General features: G+C 39.8%; 27 protein-coding genes. 11 read left to right on the top strand and 16 right to left on the bottom strand.

Features of this window, described 5'->3' with window-relative positions; genetic code table 11:
* The gene (locus CRG89_RS05745) at positions 1-1,230 is read right to left on the bottom strand and encodes a phage terminase large subunit (RefSeq protein ID WP_103287341.1); all 1,230 of its coding nucleotides are present in this window, start codon (positions 1,228-1,230) and stop codon (positions 1-3) included.
* Here CRG89_RS05745 and CRG89_RS05750 point away from each other — a divergent pair.
* A complete protein-coding gene (locus CRG89_RS05750) occupies positions 1,229-1,678 on the top strand; it encodes a hypothetical protein (protein ID WP_103287342.1) in 450 nt (149 codons plus the stop codon). The two genes, CRG89_RS05745 and CRG89_RS05750, sit on opposite strands and share 2 nt — an antisense overlap.
* Here CRG89_RS05750 and CRG89_RS05755 read toward each other — a convergent pair.
* Positions 1,647-1,865, bottom strand: a complete 219-nt coding sequence (locus CRG89_RS05755; protein WP_103287343.1) for a hypothetical protein — start codon at positions 1,863-1,865, stop codon at positions 1,647-1,649. The two genes, CRG89_RS05750 and CRG89_RS05755, sit on opposite strands and share 32 nt — an antisense overlap.
* A gap of 61 nt (positions 1,866-1,926) precedes the next feature.
* A complete protein-coding gene (locus CRG89_RS05760; protein WP_148695157.1) occupies positions 1,927-2,166 on the bottom strand; it encodes a hypothetical protein in 240 nt (79 codons plus the stop codon).
* Positions 2,167-2,215: 49 nt separating this feature from the next.
* On the opposite strand from CRG89_RS05760, the gene CRG89_RS05765 reads away from it, so the two are divergent.
* Genes CRG89_RS05765 through CRG89_RS05775 form a run of 3 tightly spaced genes read left to right on the top strand, consistent with a single transcriptional unit; the run spans position 2,216 to position 4,548 of the window.
* Entirely contained in the window at positions 2,216-3,232 is a 1,017-nt protein-coding gene (locus CRG89_RS05765) for a hypothetical protein (RefSeq protein ID WP_103287345.1), read from the top strand.
* Positions 3,233-3,265: 33 nt separating this feature from the next.
* A complete protein-coding gene (locus CRG89_RS05770; RefSeq protein ID WP_103287346.1) occupies positions 3,266-4,132 on the top strand; it encodes a hypothetical protein in 867 nt (288 codons plus the stop codon).
* Between the two features lie 11 nt (positions 4,133-4,143).
* Positions 4,144-4,548, top strand: a complete 405-nt coding sequence (locus CRG89_RS05775) for a hypothetical protein (RefSeq protein ID WP_103287347.1) — start codon at positions 4,144-4,146, stop codon at positions 4,546-4,548.
* A gap of 79 nt (positions 4,549-4,627) precedes the next feature.
* On the opposite strand, the gene CRG89_RS05780 is transcribed toward CRG89_RS05775, so the two are convergent.
* Entirely contained in the window at positions 4,628-4,921 is a 294-nt protein-coding gene (locus CRG89_RS05780) for a 4Fe-4S dicluster domain-containing protein (RefSeq protein ID WP_103287348.1), read from the bottom strand.
* A gap of 92 nt (positions 4,922-5,013) precedes the next feature.
* A complete protein-coding gene (locus CRG89_RS05785) occupies positions 5,014-5,238 on the bottom strand; it encodes a hypothetical protein (RefSeq protein WP_103287349.1) in 225 nt (74 codons plus the stop codon).
* A 133-nt stretch (positions 5,239-5,371) separates the two neighbouring features.
* On the opposite strand from CRG89_RS05785, the gene CRG89_RS05790 reads away from it, so the two are divergent.
* Positions 5,372-6,628: an MBL fold metallo-hydrolase gene (locus tag CRG89_RS05790; RefSeq protein WP_103287350.1), complete on the top strand. Its 1,257-nt coding sequence runs from the start codon at positions 5,372-5,374 to the stop codon at positions 6,626-6,628.
* A gap of 75 nt (positions 6,629-6,703) precedes the next feature.
* Here CRG89_RS05790 and CRG89_RS05795 read toward each other — a convergent pair whose 3' ends face one another.
* The 11 genes from CRG89_RS05795 to CRG89_RS05840 all read right to left on the bottom strand — a co-directional run bounded on the left by CRG89_RS05795 (position 6,704) and on the right by CRG89_RS05840 (position 14,870).
* Positions 6,704-7,396: a class II aldolase/adducin family protein gene (locus CRG89_RS05795; RefSeq protein ID WP_158648748.1), complete on the bottom strand. Its 693-nt coding sequence runs from the start codon at positions 7,394-7,396 to the stop codon at positions 6,704-6,706.
* Complete coding sequence (locus tag CRG89_RS05800; protein ID WP_103287352.1) at positions 7,380-8,045, bottom strand: class II aldolase/adducin family protein; 666 nt, start codon at positions 8,043-8,045, stop codon at positions 7,380-7,382. Before CRG89_RS05800 ends, CRG89_RS05795 begins: the two co-directional genes overlap by 17 nt.
* A 4-nt stretch (positions 8,046-8,049) precedes the next feature.
* The gene (gene hypD, locus CRG89_RS05805; RefSeq protein ID WP_217349405.1) at positions 8,050-9,234 is read right to left on the bottom strand and encodes a hydrogenase formation protein HypD; all 1,185 of its coding nucleotides are present in this window, start codon (positions 9,232-9,234) and stop codon (positions 8,050-8,052) included.
* A gap of 12 nt (positions 9,235-9,246) precedes the next feature.
* Complete coding sequence (locus tag CRG89_RS05810) at positions 9,247-9,582, bottom strand: HypC/HybG/HupF family hydrogenase formation chaperone (RefSeq protein ID WP_103287353.1); 336 nt, start codon at positions 9,580-9,582, stop codon at positions 9,247-9,249.
* Positions 9,583-9,688: 106 nt separating this feature from the next.
* The gene (locus CRG89_RS05815; protein WP_103287354.1) at positions 9,689-10,027 is read right to left on the bottom strand and encodes a hypothetical protein; all 339 of its coding nucleotides are present in this window, start codon (positions 10,025-10,027) and stop codon (positions 9,689-9,691) included.
* A 9-nt stretch (positions 10,028-10,036) separates the two neighbouring features.
* The gene (locus CRG89_RS05820; protein WP_158648749.1) at positions 10,037-10,237 is read right to left on the bottom strand and encodes a hypothetical protein; all 201 of its coding nucleotides are present in this window, start codon (positions 10,235-10,237) and stop codon (positions 10,037-10,039) included.
* 75 nt (positions 10,238-10,312) lie between these two features.
* On the bottom strand, positions 10,313-11,365 hold the full coding sequence (hypE, locus tag CRG89_RS05825; protein WP_197706711.1) for a hydrogenase expression/formation protein HypE: 1,053 nt from the start codon (positions 11,363-11,365) through the stop codon (positions 10,313-10,315).
* Positions 11,366-11,605: a HypC/HybG/HupF family hydrogenase formation chaperone gene (locus tag CRG89_RS05830; RefSeq protein ID WP_103287356.1), complete on the bottom strand. Its 240-nt coding sequence runs from the start codon at positions 11,603-11,605 to the stop codon at positions 11,366-11,368. It lies immediately after the preceding gene.
* A 408-nt stretch (positions 11,606-12,013) separates the two neighbouring features.
* Positions 12,014-13,420 carry a glycerate kinase type-2 family protein gene (locus tag CRG89_RS05835; RefSeq protein WP_103287357.1) on the bottom strand — a complete coding sequence of 469 codons (1,407 nt, stop codon included), beginning with the start codon at positions 13,418-13,420 and terminating at the stop codon, positions 12,014-12,016.
* A gap of 1,023 nt (positions 13,421-14,443) precedes the next feature.
* Complete coding sequence (locus CRG89_RS08785) at positions 14,444-14,596, bottom strand: hypothetical protein (RefSeq protein ID WP_158648750.1); 153 nt, start codon at positions 14,594-14,596, stop codon at positions 14,444-14,446.
* Positions 14,597-14,648: 52 nt separating this feature from the next.
* Positions 14,649-14,870 (bottom strand): hypothetical protein, encoded by a 222-nt coding sequence (locus CRG89_RS05840; protein ID WP_103287358.1) that lies wholly within the window; start codon positions 14,868-14,870, stop codon positions 14,649-14,651.
* A 154-nt stretch (positions 14,871-15,024) separates the two neighbouring features.
* Here CRG89_RS05840 and CRG89_RS05845 point away from each other — a divergent pair, with 154 nt between their 5' ends.
* The 6 genes from CRG89_RS05845 to CRG89_RS05870 all read left to right on the top strand — a co-directional run bounded on the left by CRG89_RS05845 (position 15,025) and on the right by CRG89_RS05870 (position 19,473).
* Positions 15,025-15,786, top strand: a complete 762-nt coding sequence (locus CRG89_RS05845) for a CRISPR-associated protein Cas4 (protein ID WP_103287359.1) — start codon at positions 15,025-15,027, stop codon at positions 15,784-15,786.
* 59 nt (positions 15,787-15,845) lie between these two features.
* The gene (locus CRG89_RS05850; protein WP_158648751.1) at positions 15,846-16,586 is read left to right on the top strand and encodes a hypothetical protein; all 741 of its coding nucleotides are present in this window, start codon (positions 15,846-15,848) and stop codon (positions 16,584-16,586) included.
* 132 nt (positions 16,587-16,718) lie between these two features.
* The gene (locus CRG89_RS05855) at positions 16,719-18,146 is read left to right on the top strand and encodes an ammonium transporter (protein ID WP_103287361.1); all 1,428 of its coding nucleotides are present in this window, start codon (positions 16,719-16,721) and stop codon (positions 18,144-18,146) included.
* 143 nt (positions 18,147-18,289) lie between these two features.
* Positions 18,290-18,523, top strand: a complete 234-nt coding sequence (locus CRG89_RS05860) for a hypothetical protein (RefSeq protein WP_103287362.1) — start codon at positions 18,290-18,292, stop codon at positions 18,521-18,523.
* A gap of 161 nt (positions 18,524-18,684) precedes the next feature.
* Positions 18,685-18,882, top strand: coding sequence for a hypothetical protein (locus CRG89_RS05865; RefSeq protein WP_103287363.1), 198 nt, complete (start codon positions 18,685-18,687; stop codon positions 18,880-18,882).
* A 60-nt stretch (positions 18,883-18,942) separates the two neighbouring features.
* Positions 18,943-19,473, top strand: a complete 531-nt coding sequence (locus CRG89_RS05870) for a hypothetical protein (protein ID WP_103287364.1) — start codon at positions 18,943-18,945, stop codon at positions 19,471-19,473.
* Positions 19,474-19,527: the final 54 nt, after the last annotated feature.

A 19,527-nucleotide genomic window follows, 5' to 3' on the forward strand; every position in this document is an offset into this window, starting at 1 on the left:
TTAGTATAGTATTCGTGCCTGCCTCTTTGTGTTATCTGCATAGGCTAGCATCAATGCATAGAGTAGATCATCAATACCAGATAAAGTTGTTAACTTACCTGTCTTAAATACTGCTTCCTTCATCTGCCTGATTAACATAAAGCATTTTGAAGATATGAATAATTGTTTATTCTGTATTGCATACATTGCTTTTATCATTGCATCCCTCTGCTTATCTCTATTCCAGATTATTCCCTTTGGTTTATAACCTAGTTGAATAAGATATTCCTCAATACCTCTACCTACGCCAGTCGAATCAACAACTATAGATATGCTTTGATCTGGATTTATGCCCTTACTAACTATCTGGTTATTCACCTGATCCAGATACTGCCCCTGTCCTTGATACTCATCCAGCACATATAACAAATTACCTTTTTTATTGCAGTATAATATACCCATGTAATCTGAATAACCCCCAACATCTATGTAAATAGTATTAATGTCTAGTTGTAGATCAGTATCAAGGATGACTTTACTTATATTGAATATACCTGTATGGTCATCAATATACTCAGCCTCATATTCTTGCTTATAGTAGATGCCTAGGCTTTGCTCTTGCATAGCAAGGAATTCCTTAGATATCAATGGATTCATTGATGATGGTATCCTAAATTTATGCCAATCATTAGAGTTTGATGTAGATGTATAGATCTGATAGAATATATGGTCTTTCTTATATGGAGTAGAGATTAGCCATAGATATCCTCTTGTAGTGCTTATTGTAGGGAAGAGTACACTTGTAATAAGTTCCTCATCTATAAAGTTAGCCTCATCAACTATTACAAGATGGGCAGTATATCCTCTTATAGTGTTGGGTGATGATGGAAGTGATATTATCCTTGAACCATTAACAAGTTTTAACTCTGTCTTGCTCTTGCTCTCTATTAACATATTCAAGGGGTCTATGTTGATGAACTGTATTATGTAATCAAAAAGGTGTAAACTCTGCCTTAGCGATGGTGATACTATTAGTGTAGTGGTATTTGCATGTATAATGGCATGACTAAGGGCCTTCAATGCTGTTATTGTAGTCTTACCTATCTGCCTACCTCCTAGAACTATGCAGTTACCTTCAACACTAAGCATATCTATCTGATAATCAAACAGTGTTATTCCGTACAATCTACTTATCTTAAGGGCAAGCTTAAAGCATCTATTACACACATCATTTTTTATATAGACTAGCATGTATGTAGATGGGATAAATATAGATATGAGTCTAAAGGTACTTGATCTAAGTCATGAGCATACTGACTCCTGTAACCATGAATATGAGGAGTCAATAAATGTTTATGTCGAGGTATTAAAGAAGATTGATGCTTTACTTGGTTATGCTTACTCATCTGAGATAAATGTTCTGATAGAAGCACTGATAGATAGGCAAGGAGAGAGGTTTTACAGAGAGGATATTGGGCTCCATGTATTACAGAAGGTAAACAAAATAATAGTTAAGAGGAAAGATTATGCCAAATATGAGCCTATAATAGATATGGCTTATTCTATAAACAAGGGGATTATCGTAGAGATTATTGAAGATAATAAAGAAGTAGATAAGAGAGATGATGAGAAGGAAATAAATATTATAGAGGTTATTGGCCATACTACTAATAGATCCTTATCTCAGGCTCAGGATTAAGCCCATAGCTCTGTAAGATTTGTTTATTATATTCCTCTATACTGTAATAAATTCCAGCTTTATCCTTTTCATTGTCCCTTTGCTTACCTTCTACACCTATCCTTTTATCATCCTCAACCCTTGCATTATTACACATTAGCAAGATATCAATCTCATGCTTATTGAGGGCAAGTATCTCATGAGGCAACTTACCATACTTCTCTGCAAGTCTATCTATATTTGCAAGTAATCTTACTTTATCTTCCTTTCTACTTGATCTGAAAAAACTCTATTATCTTGCTTAGACTATTCTCATTGAGCCTATCCATTATATTTTTGTATGCCTTGAGCAGGTCATCCTCCTGCATAGCCTTAACCTCTTCAACACTCTTGCCTGTATCTAAGGCTATCAATTCATACATACCATTAAGGTAAGCCTTTAGGCTCTCTTTCTTCCTTTCTTCCAACTCTCTTATCATCTGAAGTAAGAATATAGTAGGTATTGCCATATCTATATTTAGCCTCGCTAAGATCATTTAGATAGGCTAAAAATAGATAATGAGGATTCCATGCTATAACATAAGCAAGCCTGCAACTGATACAGCAATGCTTATAACTCTTGATGGTGATAATGTATCAAGACACTATACTAGCCATATGCATACCATCTATGGTATGGATTTTATTTATCTCAAATGGAATAATACAAGCTCATACCCTAAAACTTTTAGTATAGGTTATCTTAATCCAAATGATAATTATGGTGCAATTATAGGGATAGGGTATTTACAGGCATCGGGAGCAACTGGAGCATGCATGTTACCATGTTTCTTACCTGATAGAGCATTACCTCAAATCTATATAGATAATTCTAATGGTTTAAGCTCTATAAACACAACACCTAATTGTGTAGTTAGCATATCTCCATATATAAAGGGCTTAATGCAATATAACAGGATAAGCAATCCAGCAACAGGAAATTACTATTACACATATAACTTATCATTATTTGATCTCTTTAATATCATCTCTATGAATTATTTGGTTAATACTTTCGTTAGAACTAATGCAAATAATGGCAATGTTAACCCTACAAGTTCTGTTCCTGTAGGACTTATACCTCTTAATGATTTAACTGGATTCACAGTTATGAACACATTACAATCAAATTCTTTGGCATACTATACAAGCAATGGTGGAGGCATGTTCTTATACGTTGGAAGTAAGGCAGGCAGTATCTTAAACTATGGTATTAGATTGGCAAAGTACTATGGTAGTGAACTAGTTACAGAGATAGGAAGCATGGCTATGCCATTACTTGCTGGAAGCAGTAGCAGTTCAGTTGAGATAGAGGCTAAATACAAGTGCCAGTTAACCTTTACATATTTCTATGTTGATGCTACTGATATAGGCATAATAGAGGTAGATGGGGTAATTGTTAAGCAATTTACCAGTTCAGATGGGCAGATGGCAACCTACTCAGTGAACTTGGAAGCAGGGCAGAGGGTAAAGTTTTACAGCAACAGTATAAGAAAGTTCACAGTATGGTTAAGAGAGATAAATCTCTTAGAGTAGTTGATATGTTATTGAGCTAGTGAGTGAATAGCTATGCCAATAAAGACTAGCATAACATTCCCTGAATTATATGGCTCATCAATAGCAATGACTAACCCTAACCTTATCTATGTTCTTGATAGGAAGACTAACGTTAATAATCCATCGCTAGATTTTGTTATAGGTAATGCAGGGAATCCATCAAGTAATCAGGTTATGACTGCTATACCAAACAGAGGAGATATGATTCATGTGCTTAAGATAAACCATAGTCTTAGCACAGGGTTCCAGCAATTCAACATAGACATATCTGGTTTGAATAATAGCATATCCAATAGTATTAATTTCAAGTACCATCTTTATATATATAATAGGTATGTGCACTCTCAATCTACAGCACAAAACTTGAGCACTTTCTATAATTATAGCATGCTTGTGCCAGTAACAAGCTGGAAAGGCAAACCTATGATGCAAGGACACTTATTACAAACATGGGTCAATGGTACCCTTTATTATCTAATGCTGGCAAGGTTTTTAACAGTGGAATCATATGATAAAGATATATCTACATTACCTGTGCTGATACATAATCCTACATCTACTGGCTCCTATTTTGCTAATACCTATGTCATCTATTCTCCATTTGTAATTGTACCTAGCGTAGCATATAATGGTAGAAAGGGCATATTCTATATTCTTAAAGGTTACTTAAGTACTCCAGGCCAAAACCTCTTCCTTGATTACAATAATCAAACATTAAATATAGCAACTGCTGGTTATGAATCAACGGATAAGAGACTTGTAATTAAGTATAACTCAAGCACTAACATCTACACCTTTAATCTAGTTCTAACTGAAACAGATTTTATAAGATTCAACAATTGCTATGGTGTCTTTACTAAAATCGTTATAAATGAATAAGTGATACAGGTATGGCTAGAAGTAAGAATTACCTGCCTAGGATAAGCATACAAGTGCCTATAGAGATAAAAGACCTTATAGGCAATACTATAAGAGAAAATATAAGGGCAAAAACACCAGTAAAGACAGGTGCATTAAGAACCAGCATAAGGTATGAGATAAAGGATAACTTGCTTGAGTTTTATGCATTACAGTATCTCATATTTCTTGATAGAGGTACAAAGAAGCATTCTATAAAGATAGCAAGAGCTAAAGCATTGCACTGGATAGATGAGGTTACAGGAGAGAATAGATTCAGCAGGGTACATGAGGTAGATGGAATTAAACCATTTCATATCATTGATGAGGTTGAGATAGCTAGAGTTGCAAAGGATACATTAATCAAAAACCTAAAGTACTTGATCAAGATTGAGTAAGTGATTGATTGATCAATTAATAATTAAGATGCTATACTTATCAAAAAGAAATAAAAGAGTTGTGTGTGCTTGGGTAAGCCTACCCCTCATCCCAGCCCTTAGTGAATCTTCCAAACTTGTGCAGTGGTACTGGCTGGCCTGGTGTGTACTCTAATGGCCTCATCCAGAATATTGCTGTTGTTGGGCAGACTGCTATGCATGCACCATCTGAGATGCATCTCTCAGGATAGTGCACGAATGCCTTGCCCCTCTTCCAACCCTCTACTGGCTTGACCCTTAGCACATCTGGTCCTAGTGCAGTGCATATCTCAACGCATAGAGCACAGCCTATGCATGTCTGCTCATCTATGTCTGGTAGTATTGCTACTGGCATATCTGCTCAGCCCTTCTACGGAACTAAAATATTTAAACTCTTTGCATTTTGTACAACGGCGTTTTATAACTGGTTAAAAAAATAAAATAATATTACTTGCTCATCCTGACTACGTCTATCTCGCCATTCTTTATCCAGCTCAGCAACTCTTCGGATGTTGGTTTCATGCTATGATTGCCTTGTAGGTGCAGTGCTACCATGGCGTAGTTTATCTGATTTAGGAGTGGTTTGTACTTGCTCCAATCGTCATTACCCTTTGCCTTGTTGCGTATATCTGCTGGTATTGAGTTCCACCACTCCATGAACTTCCTAGCCATCGTAGATGGATATATCCATGCAGTATATTAAATTTTTGGAACTTTTCTCCCTATAAGAGAGGTATGAGCAATTCATGTTAGATGACCCACTCACTCAAAAGGTTTTAAATACGCTTCTACTCCAACAAGATGGTTGAAGGTAACAGTACTAGGTTCTGCAAGAGAGGTTGGAAGGTCAGCATTCCTAGTGGAGACTGATAAGGTTAAGGTGCTATTGGATTATGGTATACTGCTAAGGCATGAACCTCTCTTCCCAATGCATGTTAAACCAAAGGAGATTGATGGTGTAGTGCTTACACATGCGCATCTAGACCACTCTGGATGTATACCAGCACTCTTCTTAAGCAAGGAGATACCTGTATATGCTACCCAACCAACGATGGAGTTGGCTAAGGTACTCCTGCTTGATATGATAAAGATCTCTGGCTTCTATCTACCATTTGAGTACATGGAGGTTATGGGCATGATAGACTCTGCAAGAACATACTTCTACAGGGAGGAGTTTGAGGTTGGGGATCTCAAGATCACACTACACAATGCCGGGCATATAGTTGGGAGTGCGTTCATAGTTGTTGAGCATGATGGTAGAAGGTTGCTATACACAGGGGATATAAATGCTAGAGGCTCTAGGATATTGGAGAGTGCAGATCTTGATGTTGGTAGCATAGATCTACTCATAACAGAGAGTACTTATGCGATGGAGGATCATCAACCTAGGGATGAGGCTGAGAGGCTATTAGTAGAGTTTGCAAACGAGGTTGTGGAGAGGGAAGGGGTACTCTTTGTACCAGCATTCTCGGTTGAGAGGGCACAAGAGATAGCATGTGTGCTTAGAGCATTCAACTTCAAGCATAAGGTAGCAATAGATGGGATGGCTATAAAGGCAAATGAGATAATGCTTAGGCATCCAAGGTTCTTGAGGGATGCTAAATTCTTCTCAGATGTGATGAACTGGATTGAATGGATAAGGGGCTGGGGTGGGAGGAAGAGGATGATAAGAGAGCCATGTGTCATAATCTCTCCAGCAGGAATGTTGGTTGGAGGTAATGCACTCTTCTACATGGAGAATCTTGCTGATGATGAGAGGAATGGTATAGCGATGGTATCATACCAAGGAGAGGGTACTCCTGGAAGGCTACTGCTGGAGCAAGGTATAGCAATGATAGAAGGCAAGGCTAGAAAGGTTAAGGCTGAGGTTAAGAGGTTTGACTTCTCTGGGCATAGTGGGAGGAGGGAACTATTCGAGATGGTTAAAGGTATGAGAGGTAATCCAAAGGTATGGACTGTGCATGGTGAGCATGATACATGCATAAGGTTTGCTGAAGAGATAAATAGTAGTATAGGGCTGGAGGCATATGCACCTCTTGCTGGAGAGAGTATACAGGTTTGATGTAAAGCAACCATATATTAACAATTTATAGTGAGTTATACCATCTATCATACATACCAATTGAATCCTATTTACTTACTTACTTGCCTTATCCAATCTATATGCTATGGTAACACACCTTGCCCACTCCTCTAGCAACTGTACATGCATTACAGCCTCATGTATGCATCTCCCTATACCTATTACACCATGGTCCAATAGCACTAGAATCTTCACACCATTGCTTATGCTGAATGCATCTCCAACAAGCCTTGCAAGTGCCCTTGAGCCTAACTGTCTATACTCAAGGATGAGAAGGTTATGTATTACAGGAGGTATACTCAATGGTAATTGCTGTGATGGGGATGACGATAAGCCTGAGCAGTTTAAGCCGAATACTCCAGTATGCCCATCAACCTCCACTATTCTAAGGGTCTGGATTAGTGCATGTGAGTATGGTGAGTGTGCATGGGATACTGCACTAACATCATCCCTAACCCTGTATATCTGGGTGTGGAATGGAACCTCTATAGATGGTCTAAGATCACCCCTAAGCATGTTACCATCTATATCTATTAGCACTAGATCATCAACTGTAAGATGGGATCTAGGGTAGCCTGATGGTGTTATCCATATATGCGATGCATTGCTCCCATCCCTAAGCCTTACACTATGGTTGCCTCCTCCAGATGATACATAACCCTTTGAGAATAACGTCTTTACACATGATACAAGTTCGCTCTTTATGTAACCCTCATCCCCTCTACCACATTCACATATGCCTGACAATGCTCCTACCACCAAACTTTATAGCCCTAGCATACCTAGCGCCTAGACTCCTTAACCTCTCAAGTGTTATTGGGTACCTTGCACCTCCAAACACATTTGCTATTACCTTGACCCTTGCCCACTCATCCATTATCTCCATGAATGCCCTTGCTTCATGTATACATGCTCCCATGCTGTAGACCTCATCTCTATACACTATTATCCTTACAGGCCTAAGGGGCTCCCCTAAACTTGCCATACCTATGCTCTCTGATGAACCATCATTAACTATGATGATATCGCTAAGCACAAGTGTAGCCTCCGCATGTACAGTATCTATTATACCATCTCTAGTTGCTGCATATATCACTGGGCTCCTTGCATGGAATACTGCATTGATATCCTGCCTCCTCCTGTATATTGAGATGTGTGAAGCATAGTCACCATCTTTAGCATCTTGATCTATAGCATATTCTTCAAAACCCTCAGGCCCCTTGAAGATTACCCTGCTAGAACCTGGAAGTCTTGCACTTGCACCATGCTTTAGTAGGAGCAGACCTTTAAGGATCAATCCTCTAGAGCATACATCCAACTCCCTGAGCAGAGAATCCATACTGCTATGACATAACCTGCAGAAGCTGTTGCCTAGGAAGTATATGCTCATGCCCATCTACTTATAGCCTACATATTGAGTTTATAAGTCCATGCTCAGCCCATATCTTGCATGTACCCTCTTGAGATACCATCGTTGGGCCCTTTGGTGTTGATGGTGTACACTCCTTCATGTACAATGGGCACTCTGGAGGGTCACATAAGCCTAGTATAACTTCACCACACCTTGCACCTGCAACAAACTCCTCCCTAACATCCCTTCTCCTAAGCGAGTATCTATTGCGTGCATCTATGCTGCTATACTCGTCCTTGAGCATGAAGCCACACTCAGGTATCACAGCAACGCCCCTAAGGTATCCATCTCCAAGGTCAAATACACTATCCATACTCTTTTGTGCAACTATATTACCTTCCCACGTTACAGACCTCGTATACTCATTCTCAAGCATGGGCTGATCCTCCCTTATCTGCCTGAGTAGCATTAGGATACCAAGCAGTATGTCTATTGGTTCGAAGCCACAGAATACCTGAGGCTTCTTGGTCTCTAGGAAGTACCTGTAGTAAGGCTTCATGCCTGTGATTGTTGATGAGTGACCAGGATTTATTATTCCATCTATACCTAGCAGGGATGATCTCATCACTGCACCTGCTATGGGAGGCATGTAACGGTATGATACCATTAGGCTGAGATTGCTAGGAATGCCTTTCAACACCTCATATGCAGTAGGTGGAGCAGTTGTATCGAAACCAACAGCAAAGAAGATGAACTCTTTATCTTGTTCCCTTCTAGCCTTGAGTACGGCATCATGCACACTATAGACAAGTCTAACATCCCCTCCCAATGCTCTAGCATCCAGCAGACTATACCCCTTTGAGCCCTTTGCTCTTGACATATCCCCATAGGTGAGTATTATCTTGCCCTCAAGTGCAAGATCTATCATCGCATCTATATCTGCTGCAGGGGTTATGCATACCGGGCATCCAGGTCCTGCCCTAACTTCTACGTTCTTAGGCAATAGAGATCTTATCCCATAGTGGGTAATACTCCACTCATGAGAGCCACATATATGCATGAAGAGTAGTTGCTCATCTATCTCATCAGCATACTCATGTATCCTTTCAACTATCCTCTTTGCTAGAAGAGGATCTCTGAACCTTGAGAGAGTCTCATGCATATCATGCATTCCACTACTGCTTGTTACATAATCATCACTACTATCACAACCACTAACCACTACTACTACCACCTCCCATCTTCATCAATAATGACTACTACCATTTCTCTTACCATCTTCTCCTAACCTTATACCCTTACGTGCAACAGCTATTGAACCTAGGGGACACTCACTTGCTATAGAGCATCGTTCACACTTCCATACAAGGTTCTCCTCCCAGTACCTTATAGCATTGTATGCCTCCTCTAGATTAAGTATCTGTATGGCATAACCAGCATGTACAAGAACGTAATCTCCAACCTTAACGCTTGAAGCAAGTTCTGCTATATTTATATCATCCCTGATTACACCAGCACCAAAATCAACCTTAGCATAATCGCCATCTATGCCTATCACCATGCCAGGGAATGCTAGGCACATGTGGTAAGTAATAGCATTCTTGTATAAATAATTTGTATGAATAAGTTAGGGTAAGATAAGAGGAGGATGAATGTATTAATTGATCATCAATTCATTATGGTGAAACTCATCTCTTAATATCCATAAGATCATTGATCAGTCTTAACATATCCTCTACATACTCATATCTGCCTTCAGCAACAACCCTGTTGCAGAGATACACTAGATGCTCCCATGTCTCAAACAATCCATGAGCCTTGATCCACTCAAGCCTATACTTCCAAGCATCTGCAAGATACTCCTCATGGAAGTGCTTTCCATCATTTGCAGAGTATGCATCTACTATCTCCTCAAACGCAACCAGGAGTGCGTATGCTGATGCTACATACTTGCCATTCTTTATACCATCCATTGCAACATCTAGCATATATTTTGCAAGTAGCATATGCCATCCATATGTACTCATGTCCAGACATCAAATTCCATGCCTCTCACTAACATCAATGTATCTGCTCATGCTGTAGAGCATTGGTCTACCACAGTGTACAGGCACATCAGTCTTGAATCCACATACACTACATACAAGATACTCTTTCTTGTGGAACTTGCCCTCAAGTACCCATTGCATAGGCTTATCATGATGGATAGGCACCTCTATGCTTTGAGTACATATCATGCATACCAACCTGAGAGTGTTATGTTCTGATGGTGCCTTGAACATGTATACAGCATGCACCTCCTACCTATCGAGTCAACATATCCTAGGCACAGGGTCCCCAGATGGCTTGATTATTATCCTTGTACCCCCAATTATGGTTCTCATCGCAACAGCATAGAACTGATCTGTTGCCTCCCCTATTATCTCAGCATCTCTACCCTCATCACACTCCCTTATCGCTTCAAGCACATGCTCAGCCCTATCTGGAGTTGCTGCTATGCATACCTTGCCCTCATTACCAACCTCTAGAGGATCTATACCCAAGAAGGATGCTGCTGCCCTAACACTCTCCTTTATAGGTATCTTATCCTCATATACCATTATCCCAACATGTGACTTCTCTGCCCACTCGTTAAGTAGGTTCGCAACCCCTCCCCTCGTAGGGTCCTTTATGCATACTACCCCTCCTGCCTCAAGTGCTCTATCGATAAGCCTGTTCAACGGGCGCACATCTGAGCATATGCTGCTTGCAAATCCATAACCCTCCCTTGCTGAGAGCACAGCCATACCATGATCCGCTATACTGCCAGAGATTATTATCTTATCCCCTGCCCTTAAGTTGGAGTCTAGCAACCATCTTATGCTTCTATTCACATACCTAAGGTTGCTATCTAGCAATGGGTTCCTTACGCCTATGCCAGAGGTGTTGACTATCAGCCTATCAAGGGAGCCTCTCTCAACAACCTTTGTATCCCCAGTCAGTATATCAACTCCAGCCTCCTTGCATGTATGCTCTATGCTATCAAGTATCCTATCAAGATCGTTCAAGGATAGCCCTTCCTCCATCACCAATGCAAGTGATAAGGCTAGAGGCTTGCCCCCTATGCATGCTATATCGTTAACTGTGCCAGATACTGCCAACCTTCCAATATCGCCACCATTGAAGAATAATGGTTTAACAGTGTACGAGTCTGTTGTAAAGACTATCCCATCGCATATGCCAGCATCATCAAGTGCTGCTAGAGGAACCTCAAACTCCATGTATGGTTTGAGTATCCTAAGTATATGGTTCTGGATGAGATTGTGCATAAGACTTCCTCCAGCCCCATGCATCAACGTTATCCTATCCATGCTAATGCTAACCATCTACAGATCATACTCCTCCTTTAAACTATCTCTGAAGATTGAGCATATCTGCATAGCATGATCCCTGCTTACTACCCTAACTCCTATACCAGAATGTACAATTATGTAATCTCCTACGTTAACATCTTGCAGGAATAGTATGTTTACATCTATGATACTACCATCCACCATACTCTCTGCCTCTGCTATCGCACCATCATCTGATACATGGGTTACCCTTGCTGGGAATGAGATGCACATACCATATCTTCTAGCAAGTAAGATTTAATGTTTGTTAATAACTATTGAGGATGTCCTCCTTCTTCATTGCCCTTATAGCAGGTTCTTGCACTATCAGCAATCAAGGAACTAAGTTATATGCTATCATATTTTGTTTTGCTATAATATGCTCCATCTATTACCTCTTACGTTATTCATCTTAATTCATAGCACCAATTGCAATGCATTAAAAGAGAAGAGTGTTTCCCTATGCTAACTAAAGACTCATTATATTTACCAATCCATAATAGCATAATCTCTAGATATATTAAATAAAAAGATCTTGAAGTTATGCAACAAAGCAAAAAGCACCATTGAGCACTTGTGTTGTAACATTTAGGATAGTTCCATGCTAATACGATATTGACAATATTTATGCTAACATCACACTCATATAACAAGTACGATAATAACATCGTTAAGATTTGTCCCAGTTGGTCCTGTTATTATGCTATCGCCAACAGCATCGAAGAACCCTGCAGAATCATTACAAGCAAGATAAGAGTCCATATCTAAACCAATTGCAAAGGCTGATGAGAGTGTCTCTCTATCTATGATTGCTCCTGCATTGCTGCTATTCCCATCGATACCATCTGTACCTATTGTAAGCATAGCCCAATCCATTGGGCCAAGCATCCTAGCAGATATTAGTGCAGATAGTGCTAGTTCTTGGTTCCTCCCTCCCCTTCCACTGCCAGTAACCTTAACATGTGCTTCCCCTCCTGCTATCATTGCTACTGGCTTTGAGAACGGTCTAGCATGATTAGCAACCTCATATGCTAGAGATGCAATGAATGAGCCTATCTCTCTAGCCTCGCCATGAATCTTAGTGCTTAATATCCTAGCATCTATACCCATCTCTGAAAAGTACTCTTTGACCTTCATACAAGCATATGCATTATCAGCAACTATGAAGTTCCTTACCCTATTGAATATAACATTGCCAGGCTTTGGTGTTTCCCTTATAATACCCGCTACTCCATCCTCTATAACCTTATTTACATTCTTGCTTACTTTATCCCAGATCTTGTACTTCTTCATAACAAGCATAGCATCTCTAAACGTTGTGCTATCTGCTGCAGTTAGACCAGAGGCTATGGTATCTAGCCTATTGCATGGTACATCAGATATTATTATTGATATTAAATCTGATCTGAGCATCTCAACAAACCTCCCTCCTTTGACTTGGGATAGGTGCTTCCTAACTGCATTGATCTCATCTATCCTTGCTCCAGAGTTCAAGAGCAACATTGTAACCTCCTGCTTCTCCTCAAGCGTTATGTTGTATGGCTTTACTAGAAGAGAGGAGCATCCACCAGATACAAGGAATAGCAGAAGATCATCACTACTAGCATCCCTTGCTAGATCTAGCATACGCTCTGTAGCATCTATGCTGCTCTTGCTAGGGATAGGGTGGGTGCCCTTGAGTACAGTTATCCTTCCATCTCCTATCTTACTGCTACTACACTCAACATAATCTGGGATTATTATTATGCCAGATGCTATCCTATCTGCAAGGATCTCATCAATAGCATGAGCCATGTCTAGTGCTGCCTTACCACAACCTATAACATACACTGCTCTATACTTGCTAATATCTATGCGTTCACTGTTTATGATAAGGTATGTGTGATCACTAACATCAGCAGTAGTAGTAGCATCCTCAACCCTAACAGCACTCTTTATCAGATTTCTGGCATTGCATGATTCAAGCATGTACTCTACAGCATCCAATAGAGTTGCCCTTGCTTTAACATCTCCTCTGCTTAACAATGAGTCTCTGTTACGTATATACATAACAGATAACTATGTGTAAGCAACCTATTACTATTACTACTATCACCGTTAAATAGATAGTAGATTTTGTATAGAAAGAGGTATTTGTATCTCTCAATCCTCTTTTCATCTATTATACCAATGCAACTGTAACTATATCCGTTATATTATAGCCTGATACCTCTTATTCAGCCTATATCCGCTCTATTCATGCAAAGCCAAAATTTAAACCCCTCTGTCAGATGCTTTATAAAGGTTTGAGCTCTGCTAGTCCTATTATTGCTCTCTAGCCTATTCATTGAATAGCTTCCTCCTTCATACTGCTATCTCCTATACTCATATGCTGCTAGCATAGCTAGCATACTCACTCACCTACACTCCTAGTATTTATACCTCTCCACCTAGTAGCGTAGTCTATTTATTAATTTAATAGAGGAAGGAAGGAAAAACTAAAGGGTTATGTTCTTCCTCTTAACTACATTTATACTATGCTATTATACATTCATTTTCTCACTATTCAATTCTACCCTACTACCCTTCTCTCCAACTCTTAATCTCAATGGTTGGCAACATCCTCTAACCTGTAAGGAGAATTAGGCTAGATCATTCCATGGTATTCCTTGGTTAGTTTCAAGCTTATCCCTTTGCATCATATATAGATCCTTTAAACTCGATAAATGAGTGATAGTAACTTCTCTTAATGATCAAAGAGCAGATTAAAGAATAATAGAGTACTAATGCTATTATTATTACCTCTATAGCTGTTGCTATTACAGTATGAGGGCTTTAGCAACATTATTCTTCTTACTACTAGTACTACCTCCTATTACTGTTGATGCTAATGCTACCTTTACCGTTACTATCTTCATCTAGGCTACTGCCTCTTTTACTAATAGAGATGGTTACTGCTCCAACTCCTCAACCCCTCTATACCTGCAGCATCTATAACATGCTCAACCTCCTCAATAAGGAAGAGCTCAACTCCTCCTTCTGCTTCTGTTATCCTTGCTGATTCTTGCTAAGCCACGATACCTGCTGCTCTTACTACTCATTATTGCCATAGCTTGCAGATACACTTACATTAGATGGACTTGTTTGTATTACAGCACTCAATACATCTATATCCTCCTTCTGCTTTCTATCTGGCCATCCATCCACAAGTCCAAATGGTCCTGTAGGTTTGCCAGAGTATCTCATCCCTTTCCTTTATGTTTAATTACTAGGTAACCTACATGCTGGATGCCATACTCTAAATAGTGCAATCCCTTGCTTTCTTCATATAGACCTGTGTCTTGTATGGCCTATTCTCATTCTTATGATAGTAGAGTACCTTTATACCATGCTTAAGGTGTATAACCTCTATTCTATCATTCTGCTTAACTATACCATCATAATCTCTTAGATACTCCATAAGTTCATCCCTGCTCATGTTGATTAGTTCATCGCTTGACCTTATCCTTACCCTCTTCATTCATAACATATCTGCATCTCCAAACAATAAATATTTTTTAGCAATAGTCTGGATTTAGAATATATTCTAAAAATAACTTTTTCTGTTATATTTTAATCAATTCCACTCTTTTGTAAGAAACATTTATAGCAAAATCTTATAATTAATAAGTATATTGAAGAGAGAGATTATAAGCGATATTTATGATATGATAAGGAAGGGAATAGAAAATTATAGGGCTGCTACCGACGTTGTTACAAAGACTGATATATATGATATAATTGAGGATACTTTCAACTCATTGTTAAAGGTAGAGGATGATGCTATATCAGTTGAAGAGGTTAGCCGCTGTCTTAGAGAGGCATACTTTGAGCGTAAGAGTCCTATGGAGCGTACACAGAAGCAGATGCTTGAGGTTATAATACAGAGAGGTATACTGAACACATTTGCAAAGCCCGTTAGGGGTGAGGTGAGCATAGAGAGCAGTGATGATAACTATGGCAAAAATGTGAAGATAAGACTTGTAGGCACTGCAGATAGGGTTGAGGATGACTGTGTTGTGATGTTTAGAATAGTTAAGGAGTTACCAGAGATCCCATATGCAGAGCACTTCATGCAGATGAATGCGTATCTACACATATTCAACAAGGAGGAAGGGGTGATAGCGTACTTTGATAACGATGGCAATGAGGTAGAGTTCATAGTACCAAAGAATGAGGCGCTTTATAAAGAGACTATACGAAGGGTTAGGATACTGCATACACTGCTTAAGAACGGTGTAGTGCCAGTGGTTGAGCCATCCAACATGTGTAGTACATGCCCATACAATGAACTATGTTACTACCCATCAGAGGATAAGGAAAGGATTGGCTTCTGGTCAAGGGGTAGATGGAGTGAGTTAAGGAAGCAAGGGAGTAGAGAGGAGAAGGTCTGGTAGCAGCATGCTATGATGGTCTGTGGTAGGAGGTCTGGTGCATGTCTTTAAGGATGAAGAGGATGAAGGAGAAAGAGAGGAGGGAGAGAAGGAGGAGGTACATTGTAGTTATAGGTATAGCAGTAATTGCAATTACAATAGTAGTGTATTATGCCAAGGAGACTGGAACATACAAGAATAGTAGAGCATGGAGTTTTGACTCATATGCAAAAGGGGTCATACCAGAGGGCTTCTCTTCAGCAGATAAGCATTGGAGTATAGTAGCAGATCATGATCTTGCGTACTCTAAGCCAAATGTGATCATGCATTCAAGTGGCAAGGATGGTGATAATGCTAGTGATAATAGCAGCAGTAGTAGTAACGATGATGGTAGTGATACAGATACCAATGCTGATACATCATTTTACCTCTACTCCCTGCTGATAAACTCTGAAGGGGTTTACAGCAACTTTAAAGCAAGTGTTAATGTGAAGATGACAGGCAATGGAAGTGCTGGTCTAGTATTCAGGTTCATAGACTCTTCACATTATTTTGTCCTCATGATAGATGCAGCAAATGATAGGTTCTCACTCTGCAGGATGGACCCTGGAAGACTGCTATGCTTACAGGATGCATCGGTAAGTATAGAGAATGATAGATGGTACCATATAACAGCACATGTATCAACACAAGCCATAGTAGGCTATCTTGATGGTGAACCTCTCCTAAAGAGGTATGATCAGCACTACATGAGTGGTATGGTAGGGTTATGGGCTAGAAGTAATACTAGTGCTTTCTTTGACGATCTTCAAATATACTATTAGGAAACATTCTATGATAGTTTCTTAACACTTCTTTATTATAATATTATATTCTGATGATGATTATATTTATTATCATAGTTACTTGCATAAAAATGAAAAAATCATTTATAATATATTCTGGTTATAAATCTAATGAATAGGATATCTTTAATCAAGAGAGTGCTACTCATTACAGCAGTTGCAGTACCATTGATTGTAGGCTTAAGTATGAATCAAGTGTTTGGACAGTTCGGTGAACTGCGCCTCCCCAAGCCTGAGGAGATAACAGAGTATCATTGCTCTGGTAACCCTCTGCCATGTATAGATCCTGGGGATACAGCATTCATGTACACAGCAGCTGCCCTAGTCATGATAATGACCCCTGGAGGAGTAGGCTTCCTATATGGAGGTTTGACTAGGAGGAAGAATGCTGCTACAGTTATACTTCAAGCATTCTTGGTATATGCAATAGTAAGCATACAATGGGTGATATGGGGATACTCACTCACATTTGGGCCTGATGCTACAGGACATGGGTTCATAGGTTCGTTTGATTGGGTAGGGCTCAACAACGTACTACATAATGCACCAGCAGATGTATATGCTCCAAGCATACCCCATATAGCATTTGTGATGTTCCAGTTGATGTTCGCAGCTATAACACCTGCACTAGCAGTTGCAGGATATGCAGATAGGGTAAAGATGAGTGCATTCATGATACATGTAGTGCTATGGAGTACGTTCGTATATGACTTCGTTGGGCACTGGAACTGGTCACTGGGAAGTCAAGGAACATCCATTGGTTGGTTAGCAGCACTAGGTGCACTTGACTTTGCTGGAGGCACTGTTATACACATAACATCTGGCTTTGCTGGTCTAGCATCTGCAATGTATATTGGTAGGAGGATAGGCTATGGGAAGGTTCCATTCACACCACACTCAATACCATTCGTACTACTTGGAGCAACCCTTCTATGGTTTGGATGGTTTGGATTCAACCCTGGAAGTGCAGGGGCAGCTGGTGCACTTGAGAGCCAAGCATTCCAGAATACAAACGTTGCAACTGCAGTTGCTGCACTATGGTGGATGTTCCTGAGCTGGGCACATACTGGGAAGACCAGTGCTGTTGGTGCTGCAAGTGGTGCTATAGCAGGTCTAGTAGCTATAACCCCAGCCTCAGGCTTTGTAGGTACATGGGCATCTATAATAATAGGCTTTGCTGCAGGGACCATATGCTTCTACTGCCTTCTTATAAAGAATAGAGGCAGGATAGATGATGCCCTTGATACATGGCCTATACATGGTATGGGTGGTGTTGTTGGTGCACTCTTAACAGGTACGTTTGCTGAGAAGCGTATAAACCCAGTAGGTGATGATGGTATATTCTTTGGCAACCCAATGCAGCTTGCTGAGAATGCAGCAGGTGCAGCTGCTGCAGCAGCATGGGCATTTGGTATAACCTTACTAATATGGAAGATACAGGATGTAATATGGCCTGGAGGAGTAAGGGTCACGCCTAGAGAAGAGGAGATCGGGCTTGATATAGCACAGGTAGGAGAGAAGGCGTATGCAGAGGAGTAGGCTGCTTGTTTAGCCTAAATGTGGATACTAGATAAATGAAGATGCTGATGATGACAATGATGGAGATGATAATAGGTTACCGATTAAAATGCATCTTTGTTTTTATTTACTTTGTTTTAGTGATCTGATTATGATGAGTGGCTATGGATAGATGGATGGTATTCATCGTATCCCAGTTTGTTAGCGCTACACTAGGCTTCTTGTGGGGTGTATCTACAGGTAACCTACTCTTCATATACATAGGAGGTTTATTCTTTGCTATAGGAGTATTTGCAGTGACTAGATGGGGATATGATAGGTTCTTCAGACGCAAAGACAAGGATAGAGATAAGAAGGGGGGAGGGGAGAGGAGAAGAGGAGGAGGCAGAAATAGATGAATTAATGGATGAATATATTTTTCATTTAATACCAGAAATAAAAAGTACCATAACAATTGATCTTTACAATACTAGCCTGAATTCAATGAATATGGTTAATTTACATCTAACATGTTAAAGAATAATAAAAATATATTAACTTTCTTAACCAGATAGATTCTATGGCCGAAGCAGGTATAGCAATATTCATAGCGGCGATGGTAGCATTAGGTATAGTAACTGCTATACAATTCGCTGAAAGAGCTTATAGATACAGGAGGATAGCCATGGGTTTACATGCTGGTACATATGGCTTCACGTACGAATCCTCAAAAGAGTATGGTGAGAAGACCACAGACTCGCCAGCAGAGAAGCAGTAAGAGTAGAGATTCCAGTGTTGCAGTAGTGCAGTTAGTAGATGCTGTATAGGTAGGAGATGTGTGTATTTAGAAGAGGATATTTGTATAGAGGAGGAGATGATGAGGGTTAATCTTGATGATGATGAGCATATAATAGCCATACTACCAAAGGTATGGTTGAATGAGACTGGGCTATTGGGATTGTTGAAGAGGAGTAAGGAGGGGATCCTTGCTATGACCAATAAGAGTCTTGTATTTGTAGCAAAGCGTATGGTAGTTACAAGGGATGAGATTAGTAGGTATATAGATCTTGATGAGAGGATAGTTAAGGTATCTAATATAAAGGGCTACTCTGAGAGGGACCTCGATGAGGATATATCCAATGAGAAAGATAGTGTATTGATACCATTAATCTCAATAATAGATGTAAGAGAGGTGAAGGTAAGGAGATCCAAGTTCCTTAGGGTAACATTCATCACCAATGATGGCAAGAGCAAGACATACGATTATGGTATTGCAGAGAGCATAACAAGCTACCCTATAAGGCAACCACTGCTCTTCTATGATATAAGTTGGGAACCATGGATAAGGTTGATAAATGCTTATAGATGATAAAGGATGGAAGATTGATGAAGAGTGCATAAGTAAGGTATTATTGATGATAAA

It is taken from the genome of Candidatus Nitrosocaldus islandicus, assembly GCF_002906215.1.
In the GTDB taxonomy this organism is placed as follows: Archaea; Thermoproteota; Nitrososphaeria; order Nitrososphaerales; family Nitrosocaldaceae; genus Nitrosocaldus; species Nitrosocaldus cavascurensis.

Excerpts from the sequence above, each read along its gene's own strand:
- CRG89_RS05850 (WP_158648751.1), top strand. The coding sequence starts at position 15,846 with ATGAAGGAGAAAGAGAGGAGGGAGAGAAGGAGGAGGTACATTGTAGTT.
- CRG89_RS05830 (WP_103287356.1), bottom strand. The coding sequence starts at position 11,605 with ATGTGCATCTCATTCCCAGCAAGGGTAACCCATGTATCAGATGATGGT.
- CRG89_RS05745 (WP_103287341.1), bottom strand. The coding sequence starts at position 1,230 with ATGCTAGTCTATATAAAAAATGATGTGTGTAATAGATGCTTTAAGCTT.
- CRG89_RS05835 (WP_103287357.1), bottom strand. The coding sequence starts at position 13,420 with ATGTATATACGTAACAGAGACTCATTGTTAAGCAGAGGAGATGTTAAA.
- CRG89_RS05765 (WP_103287345.1), top strand. The coding sequence starts at position 2,216 with ATGAGGATTCCATGCTATAACATAAGCAAGCCTGCAACTGATACAGCA.
- CRG89_RS05865 (WP_103287363.1), top strand. The coding sequence starts at position 18,685 with ATGGCCGAAGCAGGTATAGCAATATTCATAGCGGCGATGGTAGCATTA.
- CRG89_RS05785 (WP_103287349.1), bottom strand. The coding sequence starts at position 5,238 with ATGGCTAGGAAGTTCATGGAGTGGTGGAACTCAATACCAGCAGATATA.
- CRG89_RS05840 (WP_103287358.1), bottom strand. The coding sequence starts at position 14,870 with ATGAAGAGGGTAAGGATAAGGTCAAGCGATGAACTAATCAACATGAGC.
- CRG89_RS05800 (WP_103287352.1), bottom strand. The coding sequence starts at position 8,045 with ATGGGCATGAGCATATACTTCCTAGGCAACAGCTTCTGCAGGTTATGT.
- hypE (WP_197706711.1), bottom strand. The coding sequence starts at position 11,365 with ATGGTTAGCATTAGCATGGATAGGATAACGTTGATGCATGGGGCTGGA.
- CRG89_RS05860 (WP_103287362.1), top strand. The coding sequence starts at position 18,290 with ATGGATAGATGGATGGTATTCATCGTATCCCAGTTTGTTAGCGCTACA.
- CRG89_RS05810 (WP_103287353.1), bottom strand. The coding sequence starts at position 9,582 with ATGTGCCTAGCATTCCCTGGCATGGTGATAGGCATAGATGGCGATTAT.
- CRG89_RS05815 (WP_103287354.1), bottom strand. The coding sequence starts at position 10,027 with ATGAGTACATATGGATGGCATATGCTACTTGCAAAATATATGCTAGAT.
- CRG89_RS05760 (WP_148695157.1), bottom strand. The coding sequence starts at position 2,166 with ATGGCAATACCTACTATATTCTTACTTCAGATGATAAGAGAGTTGGAA.
- CRG89_RS05855 (WP_103287361.1), top strand. The coding sequence starts at position 16,719 with ATGAATAGGATATCTTTAATCAAGAGAGTGCTACTCATTACAGCAGTT.
- CRG89_RS05770 (WP_103287346.1), top strand. The coding sequence starts at position 3,266 with ATGCCAATAAAGACTAGCATAACATTCCCTGAATTATATGGCTCATCA.
- CRG89_RS05820 (WP_158648749.1), bottom strand. The coding sequence starts at position 10,237 with ATGATATGTACTCAAAGCATAGAGGTGCCTATCCATCATGATAAGCCT.
- CRG89_RS05750 (WP_103287342.1), top strand. The coding sequence starts at position 1,229 with ATGTATGTAGATGGGATAAATATAGATATGAGTCTAAAGGTACTTGAT.
- CRG89_RS05780 (WP_103287348.1), bottom strand. The coding sequence starts at position 4,921 with ATGCCAGTAGCAATACTACCAGACATAGATGAGCAGACATGCATAGGC.
- CRG89_RS08785 (WP_158648750.1), bottom strand. The coding sequence starts at position 14,596 with ATGAGATACTCTGGCAAACCTACAGGACCATTTGGACTTGTGGATGGA.
- CRG89_RS05775 (WP_103287347.1), top strand. The coding sequence starts at position 4,144 with ATGGCTAGAAGTAAGAATTACCTGCCTAGGATAAGCATACAAGTGCCT.